The organism is Mycobacterium syngnathidarum (genome assembly GCF_001942625.1).
GTDB lineage: Bacteria > Actinomycetota > Actinomycetes > Mycobacteriales > Mycobacteriaceae > Mycobacterium > Mycobacterium syngnathidarum.
Window position 1 is genome coordinate 1 of sequence record NZ_MLCL01000002.1, and the last position, 14,611, is coordinate 14,611.

Consider the following 14,611-nt stretch of genomic DNA (forward strand, 5'->3'; position numbering starts at 1 on the left):
AAGCATTAGCGTGGACCATGAGGACCTCTCGGTAATCGGATGTGCGTGTTTGGTAACCACACCGATACCGGAGGTCCTCACCTACTTCCGCTCACCACGCCGTTCACAACCTGTCTGGGAGTTACACTTAGGTCGCTTTGGGTGTCATTCTGGTTATGTGATTGAAAACACCATTCGATAGGCATTGATCGATCGCGCGACCGGCCACAATTTTCGGTATTCGACAGCATGAATATTGCGCTACCCGAATATGTTTCGAGATCTGGCGTCGCCGGCCGCGTCGGTGACGGTTTGAACGAATCAACCGATGCAACAATTCGTAGACGTGAATAATTGTCTGTTTCGACTTGTTCTGCCCGCTCGAAGCTGGGCGCTGGTTGGCTCGAACGTGCCGCCCTTCGAAGTGTGGTGGGCCTCGATTTGCCCTATACGTCGCTCGCCTCGATCCAGGCCGAGGGTGACCGCGTAGTCTTCGTCGGCGCTTCCGCCACCGCCGAACCGGCTGTGGTGTCGATCCACGTGGACGCCACGGGTGCGGTCGCGGAAACCGAGATCCTGCGTCCACCAAGTGATCTCGGGCTCGACAAGGGATGGTTCTCCGCGCCTGAAGCGATCACGTTCCCGTCCAGCGGCGGACGCACTGCCCACGCGCTCTACTGTCCGCCCACCAACCCGGATGTGTCTGATCGGACCGGCGAGTTGCCACCGCTGCTCGTGCTGATTCACGGCGGCCCCACGAGTTCGGCCCGGCCCATGCTGCAACTCTGCGGCCAAGTTGCCTAGTCTGAGGCGCTGGCGTGCTGGCTGGGCTTCCTCGTCGAATTCGTCTCCCTGGACGTCGCTTTCGGCCTCGTCCTCGTTGTGTTCCTCGCGGTCATCCAGCGGATCCGCTCGCTCGTCGTGGTTGTTGCCGTCACTGTCGTTCTTTGATTCAAGTTGCACGTCAACTCGGCCGCCGCCCCCATCTGTGGCCGTCGCCACATTTTGAGCGAACGCGCAAGACGGCGTTGACATCGCTTTGGCGCCACCCTACCTTGATGCGATAACGAAAACCATTTTCAATAAATATGCAGACTCAAGCCACTCGAGGGGGTTGCGATGGCGATTGCCGCCACGAATACTCGGCCGCAATTGAAAGATGGTGAGCACCAACCCGGCTGGTTCGTCAGTCGCCGGGTCGACATCTACTTCGTCTTCGGTCTGGGCGCCCTGCTGTCGGCGATCCTGTTCGCAGCCGAAAGCCACAAGGGAGTGTTTCTGGTTGGAGCAGTCGCCTTTTCGCTGCTTTCTGACCTGCCGCACGTGCTGACCACGACCGTGCGGGTATGGCTCGATCCGCGGGAGCGGTCGCGGTACCGGTTGCACTACATGCTCAGCTTTGCCGTCGTCGCCACCATCGTCGGGGTGCTCTGGTTCGGTGGCGCTCTGGTGCCACTGCTGGCGATCTGGGCGTACTGGCAGGTCTTCCACGTGCTCAAACAGCACTTCGGCATCATGAACATCTACGCCGCGAAGAACGGTTACAAGGGCCCGCGAAACCGACTCAAGTACGCGCTCTACGCCGCCTGCCTGGCCCCGGTGCTCTACCGGGCCAGTCATGGGCTGCACTTCTCGGAGTACGAGGTGTTCGGCCACCGGCTGCCGTTCTCGAACCTGAGTGTGCCGGTTCCGCCGATTCCCGGCGTGCTCATCGTGATCGCGTACGCGGTCGCCGCCGTGCTCCTGGCCCTGGCGGTCGCCGAACAGGTCAAGCTGCGCCGCGACGGGCAGACCACGCTGCCTGCCATGGCGGTGGCCACCTTCATCATCGCGACGCTGTCCTACAACCTGTCCTACCTGCTGGTGTCGGACCTGTTCGCGCTCATCCTGATCGCCACCACCACGCACAGCCTGCAGTACCACCTGATCAACTGGACCCGGAACAACACCCGGTTCGCGGCGTCGGAGGACCCCAGCGAGAAGAAGCTGCTGCTGGCCCGGCTCTCGACGCGCAAGGCGCTTCCGTTCTACGTGGCAGGTCTGGCCCTGCTGGGCATCCTCGCCGGGCAGTTGGACACCGTCATCTTCGCCGTGCCGCTGATGTTCGTGCTGCATCACTTCTACATGGACGGCGCGCTCTGGAAGAGCAAGGGCAACCCGGAACTCGCATATGACCTGGGAATCGTTCGTGCCAAGTGACTTGAAAACCTCGCTGGACGTCCGTGAGGTCACCTCACCCGCGGAGGCCAGACGGTTCGTGGACCTTCCGTGGCACCTCTACCGAGGTGACGCCCGGTGGCGTCCGACGCTGCGCCGGGCCATGCGGCACAAGATGGATGCCAGGAAGAACCCGCTGCACCGCGAGGTCACAGTCGCCAACTTCGTTGCCTACCAGGGAGAAAAACCAGTCGGGCGGGTATCGGCGAGCGTCGACTCCGAGTACGTCAAGCGGTACGGCGACTGCGCGTTCTTCGGGCATTTCGAGAGTGTCGCTGACGAGGCCGTAGCCGACGCACTGCTGGAAACCGCGGAGAACTGGGCACGCCGCCGCGGTATGGACAAGATGATCGGGCCCTACAGCTATTCGACTCGCGAGGAGGTAGGGCTGCTCGCCGAGGGTTACGACACCCCGCCAACCCTCATGCAGCCCTACAACCCGCCGCATTACCTGCAACTCGTCGAGTCTGCCGGCTACCGAAAGAAATTCGACAGCGCCTCCTACCGCTGGACCACGGGCTCCGGCAGCGCCGTCCAACGCCGGCTGGTCCGGCGGGCCGACGCGGTGATGGACGCGCAGGGCGCGACCGTGCGGTCCGTTCGGATGAAGGACTTCGACAACGAGCTGGAGACTCTCCGGGTCCTCTACAACGACTCCTTCGCCCGCCATCCCGAGAACGTCCCGCTGAGCAGGGCAGTGTTCGCCGGCATGGCCGCCGAGATGCGGCCGTTGATCGACCCCCGCCTCGTCCGGATCGTCGAGTCCGCCGGGACACCGGTCGGGTTCTTGTTGATGCTGCCCGACGTGAACGAGATCGCCGCACAATCCGGGCGCCTCACTCCGTCGATGGTAGCGCGCATCGTAGCCAAGCGTCGGGGACGCATCCGTGGCGTCGACACCGCGGTCGTCGTCCTCATCGGTGCCGTCGAAACCCAGTTCGGGGCGGGTATCGGCCGGATCCTGGCCGGCGAGATCGTCCGGGCCAGCACCGGAAGCGGTTATTCGGCGGTGGCGACCACCTGGGTGCACGAAGACAACGTGTGGTCGAATTCCCTGGCCGCGCAGATGAAGACCGAGCCGGACAAACGGCACCGCGTCTACCAGAAGGCACTGTGATGGCCGGCCGAATCCTGGTCACAGGGGGCGCCGGGTACCTGGGTGGTGCGCTGGTCGCCGAGCTGGTCGGCAACGGCGAGGCGGTCACCGTCATGACCGGGCCCGACGACCCTGCGGCCCAACCGGGGGGTTTGGGCCGTGACGTCGAAGTGGTCCGCGCCGATGTCACCGACGCGGCCAGTGTCGACGCGGCCATGCGTGGCATTTCGCACGTGTATCACCTCGCCGGCATCGCCTCACCGAATTCCCGTCTGGCCCACTCCATCTGGAATGTCAACGTCCTGGGCACCTACCACGTGGCGCAGAGTGCGCTGCGCCATGGAGTCCAGCGCGTCGTACATGTGTCGTCGACGGCCGCCATCGGCTATCCGCCTGACGACGTGGTGGCCGACGAGCAGTTCGATGTCCGGAACTCCGTGCTCGACAACGTCTATGCCGCGACCAAACGCACCGGCGAGCGGGTCATGCTCGATTTCGGCCAAGATGGGCTCGACGTCGTGGTGGTCAATCCCGCAGCGGTTTTCGCGCCGGCTTCCGGCCCGACACGATCCTGGCAGGGCCTGTTGGTGGCCGCGCGACGCGGGCTGCTGCGGGCGGTACCCCCCGGTGGGACTGCGGTCTGCTCGGCCCGCGACTTCGTCATCGGAGCTACCGCGGCCATGGTCAAGGGCGGCTCCGGTGAGCGCTACATCCTGTCCAGTGCCAACCTGAGCTACCGCCGGATCGCGGAGCTGCTCGTCGAGGCCGTTGGGCGGAAACATCGCGTTCGTACCCTGCCCATGGGTTTGTTCCGGGCCGCCGGAGCCGGGAATCGGGTCGTGCGCGACCTGACCGCCACTGCGCGTCACGACGATGCGCTGGTGCCCGAGAACGTCGAGTTGATGGCCCGCCACGTGTATTACACCTCCGGCAAGGCCGAGCGAGAGCTCGGCATTCCGCGGGTGTCCGCGTCTGAATTGATCACGGAGTTCACCCGATGACCAGTGATGTCCGTCAGACACCCGTCGGGACGGGTTCCAGGGACGTGCTCGGTATCTCGATGGCCGAGGCTCGATCTCTGGTCGCCGATCTGACCGCACGCCGGCAGTGGATCTACTGGGTTGACCTCACCGTATGCGTGGCGATCGGCTATACCGCGTTCTTCCTGTGTCCCGTTGACCGTCTGGCCTCGCCGACGGCCATCGGCTGCATGGTGCTCGCCGCGTTGGCGTTCTACCGCGCAGTGCTCTTCGTCCACGAAATCGTCCATGCGCCCGAGGAATTGCGGTGGTTCTCGGTGGCATGGCATGTGGTGTGCGGAATTCCGTTGCTGGTCCCGCAATTCACCTACGAGTTCCACCAGGACCATCACGGGTCCCGGACCTACGGCACTGCCGAGGACGGTGAGTACGTCCCCTACGCGGTCGAGCCTCGCTGGCGGGTGATCGCGCTGCCGTTCACCGCGCTGCTGGGTCCGCTGGTCTTCGTGCTGCGGTTTCTGGTGTTGGCTCCGTTGAGCTGGTTGGTCCCGGGTATCCGGTCCTATGTGCTGACCCGGGCCTCGGCGCTGATGATCGACGCGGACTTCGTCCGCAAGCTGCCCGCGGGCCGGACGCCGCGGTCCTGGCTGGTGCAGGAGGTCGCCTGCTTCGCCTACCTCGCGGTGATGCTGGCACTGGCCGTGGGCGGAGCGTATTCGCCCAAGCGTCTCCTCGAGGCCTACCTGATCGTCGCGGCGGTGCTGTTCGTCAACTGGGTCCGGGTGCTGGCTGCGCATCGCTACGAGAGCCGCAACGAGCGGATGACGTTCCCAGAACAGATTCTCGATTCCATCGACCACCCGTCGATGCCGATCGTCGGAGAGCTGTGGGCGCCGCTCGGGCTGCGGTTTCATGCAGTGCACCACTTGTTCCCCAAACTGCCCTACCACCAGCTCGGAAAGGCCCGCCGCCGCCTGGCCGGGGCGATCCCGAGCGACGGCGGCTTCTGGCAGACCGAGGATCGGTCACTCACGACGTCGCTGAGAAGGCTTCTGGCGCACCCACGTACGGACAGTTCACGGTCGGCCGGGGGGGTGCTGTGATGCGGGATTCGGCTGCAGCAACCTACTCGCGACGGTTGCCGATCCGGCCCGTCGAGGCGGCCGGATCCCGGCTGCGTGACGCCGGCGGTCGCTGGTACGTCGACTGCCTGGCCGCGGCCGGTGCGATGTCCCTGGGATGGAATCATCCGGCGGTCAGGGAGGCCGTGGCCAAGACCCTCGAATCGGGCGAACCGTGGCAGTCACTCGACTTCCACACCCCGACCCGCGAGCGATTCGTCGAGGATCTGCTGTCCATCCTGCCGCCGGGGCTGGCGCGTGAGGGACGGGTGCACCTGTGCTCACCGAGCGGGGCGGGCGCGATCGAGGCCGCCCTGATGCTCGCCGAGATCTCCACCGGCGGACGCGAACACATCGCTGTGCAAGGCGGCTTCCACGGGTGTACCCGGGCGGCGCGGGCGGCCAGCTCGGGCGGGGGGCTGCGCCGCCAGCCTGTGGTGCTGGCTCCGCGGGCCACGTTCGTGCCGTATCCCCAGGACTACCGGTGCCCGTTCGGGGTCGGCGGGGACGGTGGAATCGACCTGGCGGTGGCGGCCGTCGAGAACCTGACTCGACCCCACTCTGGTGTCACCGCGCCGGCCTCTGTGCTCGCGGAGTTCGTGCTGGGCGAGGGCGGAGTGATCCCGGCCCCGTACCGGTGGGGTAAGGCATTGCGGGACATGGCGAGCGGACTGGATGTTCCGCTGATCGCCGACGAGGTGCAGGCGGGGATGTTCCGGACCGGGCCGGCCTGGGCTTTTCAGCGGTGCGACATCGAACCGGACATGATGGTGATCTCGAAAGGCCTCGGTTCCGGCCTGCCCATCGCGGTGCTGGTGATCCGGGAGCGCCATGACGTGTGGGAGCCCGGGGCCTTCACCGGTACGTTCCGCGGGAACGCGATGGCGTTCGCCGCGGCCAGCGCGGTGATCCGCTTCGCTGTCGAGACCGGCCTGTCCGAGCGCGTACAGGCGATGGGTGCTGACTTCCTCGAAGGATTGAAATCGGTTGCGGCGCAATCCGAGATCGTGGGCGACGTCCGGGGTGCGGGGCTGATGCTGGCAGCCGAGATCGTCGAGCCGACGCTTCCGCGGCGACACGGTGCCGCGGCACCGGACGCGGAACTGGCGCGACAGATACAACTGGCCTGCCTTGAGCACGGTTTGATCGTCGAAACCGGGGGACAGTACGGAAATGTGGTGCGCTTCCTGCCGCCGCTGACCATCGACGAAGCCGATATGTCGGCCGCGCTGACCGCGTTCGACTCCGCGGTGCGCCACGTCCAGCGGCAACGGCCTGCCGGCAGCATCCTGATGGGGGCCCAGTGACCACCGATTCGAGCCCGTTCGCGGGCGACTTTCTCACCCCCGCCGGACTGAGCGGCTATCGCGAAGCACTGACCTTGGCAGCCATCTGGACCGGGACCGAGCTGCGGGACCCGGCGCGGCCGGGACTGGTGGCCGGTTACGCCGAGATAGGCAGGTCCGTCGACGAATTCAGTCTCGACAGCCCGGCGGGAATCGGGCTGCCACGTGCGCTGGGCGAGGCGGCCGGCTTGCTCTCCGGGCGGTCTGCCGTGGTCACCCATCCCGGCTATCTGGCGCATCTGCACTGCCCGCCGACACTGTCGTCGCTGGCGGCCGAGGTCCTGGTCAGCGCCTTCAACCAGTCGCTGGATTCGTTCGATCAGGCGCCCGCGGCCACGGCTGTCGAACAGAAGGTCATCGCTGACCTGTGCGTCACGCTCGGTTACGACGACGGCGCCGACGGAACGTTCACCAGCGGGGGGACCCAGTCCAACCTGCAGGCACTGCTGATGGCCCGAGACCTGTTCGCCCGCGATCGATTCGGATCCGATGTGTCCGGGGGACTACCCGTCGAGGCGGGTTCCTGGCGGGTGTTGTGCACTCGTCAGACGCACTTCTCGGTGCGGCAGGCGCTGCGAATCCTCGGACTGTCGGGTGCAGCGGTCGAGGTACCGACCGACGCCGACGGCCGCATGCGAGTCGACGGTCTCGTCGGCTGCATCGATCGGGCCGCAGCGGACGGCACGCCGATCATCGCGCTGGTACTCACCGCAGGTACAACGGACTTCGGCGCGATCGACCCGTTGCCAGAGGCGATCACCGTTGCGCGCGAGCACGGGATCTGGACCCATGTCGACGCCTGCGCGGGCGGTTGCCTGGCGTTCAGCGACACCCACCGGCACCTGCTTCGTGGAATCGAGATGGCCGACTCCGTGGCAGTCGACTTTCACAAGCTGCTGTTCCAGGCCATCAGCTGCAGCGCGCTGCTGGTGCGTCGCAGCGAATCGTTCGACATCCTGGCCGACCACGCCGATTACCTGAATCCGCTGCAGGATTCGGCCGAGGACGTGGTCAATCTGGTCGGGAAATCCCTTCAGACGACGCGCCGGTTCGATGCGCTGAAGGTGTTCGTGACCCTGCGGGCCCTCGGCCGGCAGCGGATCGGCGAGATGATCGACGCCACGTGTGCGGCCGCAGCCGCGGCCGCCGGCGCGGTCGGGGGACAGCCAGGGCTGACCCTGGTGGCTCCGGTCGCGACGAACACCGTCGTGGTCCGCTGGCAGCATCCCGACCTGACCGAGGCCGAATGCGACGACGTGAACCAGGAAATCCGGATCGCCCTCGCCGATTCGGGGCGTGCCGTGATCGGCCGCTCCACCGCGGCCGGCACCCAGGCGCTCAAGCTGACTTTCGTCAACCCCCTCGTCGGTCGTGAGGCGGCCGCAGAGGTGATCGCTGCCATTGCCACCGAGGGCAACCGGATCTTGCAGTCCCGCAGAAGGGAATTCACGAACGCATGAGTACGAGTCTGCTTCGCGTCGACCGGGTACGTCCGGGTGACGAGAGATTCAACTGGGCGAAGGGCGTGGAATACCGCATCTTCGGGCTGGAGAACGACTACGCGAGCGAGTCGGACATCGCGGCCGGCGAGATGGTGCACTACCGGCCGTGGGAGCGGTCTTCGGAGATCTTCGTGGGTTTCAGCGAGGACTCCGGGGATGAACCGGTCGCAGTGCTGCGAGGTCTGCGGGTGGACGCCGAACTGGGCTTGGACAGTTTCAGCACGCTGCGTGACGGTCGCAACATTCTGTACCCGCAGTGGAATTCGTTCTTCGAAGACATCGCGCCTGAGCGCATCGCCGAGCTGGCCACCCAGGGAGTACTCAAGAAACACCGGAGGGTCGGCATGATCGAGCAGATCTGGCAGGCCTTCTTCGGCGATCTGGCCGCCGACGGTGTCGACTACGTCACCGTCGCGCTCGTGGTGCCGCTGTTCGAGTGGTACAGCCAGCTGCTGCCGACACGTATCCACCAGATCGGCGAGATCATGCCCGACTACATCGGAGCCGACAGCGTGCCGGCCGTCGTCGACATCAGTGGGTCCTTCGTCGCGGATGCCGCCAGAGACCTTTCCCCGTCAAGCAATTAGAGGAACCGACATGCGATCAATTCACACGCAAGAACACGTCTTCCGCAAGGTCAGCGAGATCGACTGCCCCGTGGATCAGGTGTGGGAGCGCGTCACCACCCAGGAAGGCATCAACGACGAGATGGGCCCCTATCTCAAGATGACGATGCCGCGTCAGTTCCGGGGGCGCTCGATCGCCGACGTCACGCCGGGCACTCGCATCGGCAAGAGCTTTCTGCTGCTGTTCGGCATCCTGCCGTTCGGGTTCGACGACATCACGATCGCCAGGATCGATCCCGGCCGGATGTTCCGTGAAGAGTCGATCATGACCGGCATGCGCATCTGGGTGCATCACCGCACCCTGGAACCCTTGGGGGACAAGACGATCGTCACCGACGAGATCACGCTGGCGCCGCAGGCGCCGATGGGTCTGATCCCGGGCTGGGGCAAGGTGATGAGCCGGGTGCTGTCTGCATTCTTCAGCCATCGGCACCGCAGGCTGAACCGGACCCTCGCCGGGGCGGGCGCAGCACGGTGAACGGATTCGTGACGGCTGCCGGTGCGTGTGTGCTCGGGTCCGCTCTGCTGGCCGGCTGCGCTTCGGTGAACGAAGAGGCCGGAAGGCCGGTGGGACACGCCTACGCGTTGCTGAAGTATCCCGATGCCGCGGCCGAACCAGCCGCCGAACCACGCGCCGATTCGCCCTACGGGACCTATCCACTGGAGATTTCGGGTTCGGTGACCTATCTCGACGAGACCACCTCGCTGCCCACCTCAGGGGTGCTGACCACCGGTCCCGGGCCGCGCCGCGGCGAGTTGCAGGTCGAGCAGTACTACTCCGGTGATCGGTTCCCGTACGAGACCGGCATGGTGTCCACCGGCCCCAGCGACTCCGCGGCCGGCACCCTGGACGCCATCACGATCGTCAATCCGCTCGATTCCCGTGTCTCACTGCAGTGCGCGGTGAACGGCGGAATCGACCTGGGCGGCACCGGTGAGCCGCGTGAGCTGACCGGTTCGTGCGGTGGCGGCGCCTCGGTGAGCGGCACTGTGCGCTCGGAGGGAACCCGGAAAGCCACCTGGCGCGGCAAACCCGTCGAACTGGTCCGGACCGTGGTCGATCTCGACGTGACGGGGGTGAGCACCGGAACCATCCACCAGGTCAACGAGACGCCCAAGGGCGGGAGCTTCCCGCTCTACACCGCTCTCGACGTGGATCTCACCGCACAGGGGATCCACCTGACCGAACAGCTGGAACGCCACGTCCTCCCCAGAGTCGGAGATTGAACGACCCATGCCTGAAGCCAAACAAGACAATTCGTCACCGGCATTGCTCGCTGACGACGTCACCAAGTCGTATCCGGGTGCGGAGACCAGTGCGGTCGACGGCCTCAGTCTGACGGTGCCCCGCGGGGTGGTCTACTGCCTGCTCGGCCGAAACGGGGCGGGCAAGACCACCACCATCCGCATGGCCACGACACTGCTCGCACCGACGAGTGGGCGGCTCGAGGTGCTGGGCCTCCCGGTGGCCGAAACCGATGCGCTCCGGCCGCTGATCGGCGTGGCGCTGCAGGAGGTGGCGCTCGACCTCTGGATGTCGCCGGTCGAACAGATCCGGATGAGCCTGGCGATGGCCGGTTGGCCGAAAGACCAACGGCGTCAACGGGAGGACGAACTGGTCGAGCAATTCGGCCTCGGCAAGTACCTCAACCGCAAGGTGGGTGCGTTGTCGGGTGGTATGCGACGCCGGGTCGACGTGGCGCTGGCGGTGGCACACGACCCGAAGATGCTCTTCCTCGACGAGCCGTCCAGCGGCCTCGACATCGAAGGCAAGCAAGAGGTCTGGAACGCCATCCGGTCCCTGCGTTCTCAGGGCCGCACGGTGGTCTTGACCACCCACGACATGGACGAGGCGGTCTCACTGGCCGACGAAGTCGGAATCATCAAGGACGGCACATTGGTCGCATCCGGATCGACCCAGGAATTCACCAGAAGCCACGGATTCGTCGCGGCGATCTCGTCGGACGTGGCGATACCCGACGACTCGGTGCAGGCATTGGTCACCGCCGGCTATGCAGTCGAGCGCACCACCGACACCGCGCTGACGACCACACTCGACTCGGCGTCGGCCTCGGCGCTCGGCAAGCTCAGCGCCGAACTGGAACGAATCGGACTGGACCAGGCCGACATCGAAGTGCGGTCGACCTCGCTGCGCGACGCGTTTTTGGAGGCCACCCGATGAACTCTGTGTCGAACACCCTGCGGCTGTTCCGTCGCTATGTCGTGGTGGGTCTGCGCCAGCCGGTCTTCGGATTCATCTTCCCGATCGTGTTTCCCGTTGTCCTGGTGATCTTCGTGCGCTCGATGTTCCAGCGGGTCGCCGATCTTCCCGGATTCCCGCTGTCGTCGTATACCGCCTACATCGCACCCGGCCTGATCATGCTGATCCCGATGCTCGGGGCGGGGTACGGAGCGGGCACGCTGATCGACGAGATCCGGTCCGGTTTCACCGATCGACTCCGTCTCTACGGTGTGTCGACCGGTCAGATCATGGCGGCCAAGTTCGGTTTCGAGATGTTCCGGATCCTGCCGGCGGCGGTCATCGTGATCACCCTGCTGGCCTTCCTCGATGCTCCACTGCGGGCCGGGATCCTCACCGGCGCAATGCTGGTCGTACTGATGTTCCTGTGGTCGGCGGCTTACAGCTCGTTGTTCTATCTGGTGGCGCTGCGCACACTCAACCCGCAGGCCCCGGTGGCGATGCTGCCGCTGGCGCTGCCGGTGCTGTTCATCAGCCAGGCCCTCATGCCGTCGGTGTTCCTGTCGGACTGGCTGCGGTTCAGCATCAACCTCAACCCGTTCTCCCATATCGTGGCGGCCGCGTCGACCATCATGTACGGCGAGTTCGACGTCCGCCTCGTCATCACGGGATGCCTTGTCGCCGTGGGCATGTTCGCCCTCCTCCAAATACCCATTCACATGGTGATTCGCCGCAAGATCGGAAAGTAAGGTAGCCAGGCCGTGTCAGAAGTACGCGAATTCCTCATCGAGTTCATCACCGACGAACTCGAATTGCCCGCCGAAGACGTCAACGATTTCTCGGAGCTGGTCGGGGATCTGGGCTTCGACTCGTTGTCGTTCGCCCTCGGGGTGTCGGAGATCAAGAACCGATTCGGTGTGGTCCTCAACAAGGACGACGTGTTCGAGTGCAAGACCGTCGGTGCCCTGGTCGAACTCGTGGAGAACCGCAGGCTGGCGGGCTCCGGTGCGATGAGCGCGGTGGGCAACCCGCCGGGACAGCCGTGAACCGCGTCCTGTCCAGACTGCACGCCGGGACGCAGATCACCTCGCGGGGCCTCAGCACGGCACCGGTCGACACCGACGGTCGGTCGCTGCTCGACCAGCTGACGACGGCCACCTGGGCACAGGTGCACCAGGCCGGCCGCGACATCGCCGGAGGACTGCAGCGCGCCGGGGTGCTCCCCGGGGACTCGGTGGCCGTACTTGCCGGTGCGCCAGGCGAAATCGCCCCGCTGGTGCAGGGCATCTGGATGGCCGGTGCGGCCGTGACCATGCTGCACCATCCGACCCACCGCACCGACATCGCGGAGTGGGCCGCCGAGCTGGTCCCGACACTGTCGGCGATCGGCGCCTCCACCGTGGTGGTCGGCAACCCGTTCCTGTCGGCCGTCGAGGCATTGGCCGGCGCCGGGGTACATGCCGTGCTGCTGGCCGCTCTGCTCGACGGGCCACCGGGACAGATCGTGGAGTCGGATGAGGACGCGATCGCCTTCCAGCAATTGACCTCAGGCTCGACCGGCCGGCCCAAGGCCGTCGCCATCAGCTACCGCAACATCGAGGCCAACCTGGTCGCGATGGCCGCCGCCTCGGCGGCCGACGCCGAAACCGATGTGGTGGTGAGCTGGCTGCCGCTCTTTCACGACATGGGCATGATGGGCTACCTGATCACGCCGATGTGCCTGGGCATCGCGACCGTGAAGGTCACCCCGGTCGACTTCCTCGCCGATCCGCTGCTGTGGGCCGAGCTGATCACCAGGTATCGCGGAACCATGACCGCGGCACCGAATTTCGCCTACTCGGTCTTGGCCCGCCGGCTCCGCAAAGCTGCCGACGGCGCTTACGATCTGTCGACGCTGCGGTTTGCACTCAGTGGCGCCGAGGCGATCGACGTCGCGACGCTGGACCGGTTGACCACCGAGGGGGCCCGCTTCGGCCTGCGTAAACATGCCATCGTTCCGGCCTACGGGATGGCCGAGGCGACGCTGGGAGTGTCGTTCGTCCGCCCCGGCGACGGATACCGGGTGTGCGCACCGCATCCTGATCTGGTCGCCGGACAAGGCGATGCGGCGCAACGGGTGGCGCTCGGGCCGCCGCTGCCGGGTTGCGAGATCCGGGTGGTGGCCGAAGACGGCTCAGTCGTGGAGCCGCCCGGCATCGGGGAATTGGAGATCCGTGGCGACAACGTGACCCGCGGATACCGCACCGCCGACGGCATCGAGACCGTCACCGACTCCGACGGATGGTTTCGCACCGGCGACATCGGTTACCTGACCGACGACGGCCAACCGGTCATCTGTGGCCGCAAGAAGGACGTCTTGATCATCTCGGGCCGCAACGTCCATCCTGAGGACATCGAACGAAGCGTGTCCGGGGTGGCCGGCGTACGCTCCGGAGGTGTTGCCGCAGTGCGGCTTTCCACCGCGGCCGCTGGCGAGGGGTTCTCGATGGTGGCCGAGTCGGCGCTGCATTCCGACAGCGCCGAGACCGCGCGGATCCGTGCCGAGATAGCCGATCGCGTCTATCGGCAGCTCGGGATCAGTCCACGGGCGGTTCACGTGGTCCCGGCCGGCTGGCTTCCCAAGACCTCGTCGGGCAAGTTGCGCCGGCTGGAGACGACGGCGCGGCTGGGCCGGTTGGGACGTTCCGGGGAGCGTGAACTCGTCAGATGACAGTGCGGGGCACCAGTTCCCGTGTTGTCCAAGTAGGTGCGGGATACCTGCGGCGTCATCCGGTGGCGGCCTTGGCCACCGTTGGCGAGCAGGTGGTACTCGGGTTGACGACGATCCGTTTCTGCGTCACCGACCTGATGACCGGGCGATTTCAATTGGCCGAGTTCGTTCGGCAGGCCGCGTTCATGGCCGGTGCGGCCGTGATGCCGACGGTCTTGGTGGCGTTGCCGATCGGGGTCACCCTGTCGATCCAATTCGCGCTGCTGGCCGGGCAGGTCGGGGCGACCTCACTGGCCGGTGCCGCCAGCGGCCTGGCGGTGGTGCGGCAGGCGGCCTCGCTGGTCGCGGCGCTGTTGCTGGCCGCGGCGGTCGGCGCGGCGATGACCTCGGACCTGGGCTGCCGGACCATGCGTGAGGAGACGGCAGCGATGGAGGTGATGGGCGTCTCGGTGGTCCGGCGATTGGTCGTACCCCGGTTCGCGGCCGCGATCGTCATCGGTATCGCCCTGACCGGGGTGGTGTGCTTCGTCGGCTTCCTGTCCAGCTATCTGTTCAACGTCTATGTACAGGGCGGTGCGCCAGGCAGTTTCATCGCCACCTTCGCGTCGTTCGCCACCACCGGGGACATGCTGCTGGCGCTGTTCAAGTCGGCGGTCTACGGCGCGATCGTCGCGGTGGTGTCCTGCCAGAAAGGCCTCGCTGCCACCCAGGGTCCGGCCGGCGTGGCCAACGCCGTCAACGCGGCCGTCGTGGAATCGGTTCTGGTCTTGATGACGGTCAATGTCGCCGTGAGCCAGCTCTACACCATGCTCTTCCCTCGGACGGGGTTGTGAG

15 protein-coding genes are annotated in these 14,611 nt (G+C 65.9%); all 15 read left to right on the forward strand.

Annotated elements, in window-relative coordinates; translation table 11 throughout:
• Window positions 1–405: 405 nt before the first annotated feature.
• Complete coding sequence (locus BKG60_RS01170; protein WP_070943906.1) at window positions 406–783, forward strand: alpha/beta hydrolase; 378 nt, start codon at window positions 406–408, stop codon at window positions 781–783.
• A gap of 315 nt (window positions 784–1,098) precedes the next feature.
• Window positions 1,099–2,178 (forward strand): hypothetical protein, encoded by a 1,080-nt coding sequence (locus tag BKG60_RS01175; protein ID WP_070943907.1) that lies wholly within the window; start codon window positions 1,099–1,101, stop codon window positions 2,176–2,178.
• Between the two features lie 121 nt (window positions 2,179–2,299).
• Window positions 2,300–3,313, forward strand: coding sequence for an N-acetyltransferase (locus BKG60_RS01180; RefSeq protein WP_423213079.1), 1,014 nt, complete (start codon window positions 2,300–2,302; stop codon window positions 3,311–3,313).
• Window positions 3,313–4,293, forward strand: a complete 981-nt coding sequence (locus BKG60_RS01185) for an SDR family NAD(P)-dependent oxidoreductase (RefSeq protein WP_075909025.1) — start codon at window positions 3,313–3,315, stop codon at window positions 4,291–4,293. Before BKG60_RS01180 ends, BKG60_RS01185 begins: the two co-directional genes overlap by 1 nt.
• The gene (locus BKG60_RS01190) at window positions 4,290–5,375 is read left to right on the forward strand and encodes a fatty acid desaturase family protein (RefSeq protein ID WP_075909026.1); all 1,086 of its coding nucleotides are present in this window, start codon (window positions 4,290–4,292) and stop codon (window positions 5,373–5,375) included. The genes BKG60_RS01185 and BKG60_RS01190 overlap by 4 nt, the downstream gene beginning before the upstream one ends.
• Window positions 5,375–6,700 (forward strand): aminotransferase class III-fold pyridoxal phosphate-dependent enzyme, encoded by a 1,326-nt coding sequence (locus BKG60_RS01195; protein ID WP_075909027.1) that lies wholly within the window; start codon window positions 5,375–5,377, stop codon window positions 6,698–6,700. Before BKG60_RS01190 ends, BKG60_RS01195 begins: the two co-directional genes overlap by 1 nt.
• The gene (locus BKG60_RS01200) at window positions 6,697–8,199 is read left to right on the forward strand and encodes a pyridoxal phosphate-dependent decarboxylase family protein (RefSeq protein WP_070943911.1); all 1,503 of its coding nucleotides are present in this window, start codon (window positions 6,697–6,699) and stop codon (window positions 8,197–8,199) included. Before BKG60_RS01195 ends, BKG60_RS01200 begins: the two co-directional genes overlap by 4 nt.
• Entirely contained in the window at window positions 8,196–8,828 is a 633-nt protein-coding gene (locus BKG60_RS01205) for a hypothetical protein (protein WP_070943912.1), read from the forward strand. Before BKG60_RS01200 ends, BKG60_RS01205 begins: the two co-directional genes overlap by 4 nt.
• 10 nt (window positions 8,829–8,838) lie before the next feature.
• Window positions 8,839–9,345, forward strand: a complete 507-nt coding sequence (locus BKG60_RS01210) for a hypothetical protein (RefSeq protein WP_070187771.1) — start codon at window positions 8,839–8,841, stop codon at window positions 9,343–9,345.
• Window positions 9,346–9,353: 8 nt separating this feature from the next.
• On the forward strand, window positions 9,354–10,094 hold the full coding sequence (locus BKG60_RS01215; protein ID WP_070943958.1) for a hypothetical protein: 741 nt from the start codon (window positions 9,354–9,356) through the stop codon (window positions 10,092–10,094).
• Between the two features lie 7 nt (window positions 10,095–10,101).
• Complete coding sequence (locus tag BKG60_RS01220) at window positions 10,102–11,049, forward strand: ABC transporter ATP-binding protein (protein ID WP_070187772.1); 948 nt, start codon at window positions 10,102–10,104, stop codon at window positions 11,047–11,049.
• Window positions 11,046–11,816 carry an ABC transporter permease gene (locus tag BKG60_RS01225; protein ID WP_070187773.1) on the forward strand — a complete coding sequence of 257 codons (771 nt, stop codon included), beginning with the start codon at window positions 11,046–11,048 and terminating at the stop codon, window positions 11,814–11,816. The genes BKG60_RS01220 and BKG60_RS01225 overlap by 4 nt, the downstream gene beginning before the upstream one ends.
• A 12-nt stretch (window positions 11,817–11,828) precedes the next feature.
• Complete coding sequence (locus BKG60_RS01230) at window positions 11,829–12,113, forward strand: acyl carrier protein (RefSeq protein ID WP_070187774.1); 285 nt, start codon at window positions 11,829–11,831, stop codon at window positions 12,111–12,113.
• Window positions 12,110–13,777, forward strand: a complete 1,668-nt coding sequence (locus BKG60_RS01235; RefSeq protein WP_070943913.1) for a fatty acyl-AMP ligase — start codon at window positions 12,110–12,112, stop codon at window positions 13,775–13,777. Before BKG60_RS01230 ends, BKG60_RS01235 begins: the two co-directional genes overlap by 4 nt.
• Window positions 13,774–14,610 (forward strand): MlaE family ABC transporter permease, encoded by an 837-nt coding sequence (locus tag BKG60_RS01240; protein WP_070943914.1) that lies wholly within the window; start codon window positions 13,774–13,776, stop codon window positions 14,608–14,610. Before BKG60_RS01235 ends, BKG60_RS01240 begins: the two co-directional genes overlap by 4 nt.
• Window position 14,611 lies beyond the last annotated feature (1 nt).

Bases quoted from the DNA above. Each gene is read 5' to 3' on its own strand.
- BKG60_RS01175 (WP_070943907.1), top strand. From the start codon at position 1,099: ATGGCGATTGCCGCCACGAATACTCGGCCGCAATTGAAAGATGGTGAG.
- BKG60_RS01180 (WP_423213079.1), top strand. From the start codon at position 2,300: ATGCGGCACAAGATGGATGCCAGGAAGAACCCGCTGCACCGCGAGGTC.
- BKG60_RS01185 (WP_075909025.1), top strand. From the start codon at position 3,313: ATGGCCGGCCGAATCCTGGTCACAGGGGGCGCCGGGTACCTGGGTGGT.
- BKG60_RS01190 (WP_075909026.1), top strand. From the start codon at position 4,290: ATGACCAGTGATGTCCGTCAGACACCCGTCGGGACGGGTTCCAGGGAC.
- BKG60_RS01195 (WP_075909027.1), top strand. From the start codon at position 5,375: ATGCGGGATTCGGCTGCAGCAACCTACTCGCGACGGTTGCCGATCCGG.
- BKG60_RS01205 (WP_070943912.1), top strand. From the start codon at position 8,196: ATGAGTACGAGTCTGCTTCGCGTCGACCGGGTACGTCCGGGTGACGAG.
- BKG60_RS01210 (WP_070187771.1), top strand. From the start codon at position 8,839: ATGCGATCAATTCACACGCAAGAACACGTCTTCCGCAAGGTCAGCGAG.
- BKG60_RS01220 (WP_070187772.1), top strand. From the start codon at position 10,102: ATGCCTGAAGCCAAACAAGACAATTCGTCACCGGCATTGCTCGCTGAC.
- BKG60_RS01225 (WP_070187773.1), top strand. From the start codon at position 11,046: ATGAACTCTGTGTCGAACACCCTGCGGCTGTTCCGTCGCTATGTCGTG.
- BKG60_RS01240 (WP_070943914.1), top strand. From the start codon at position 13,774: ATGACAGTGCGGGGCACCAGTTCCCGTGTTGTCCAAGTAGGTGCGGGA.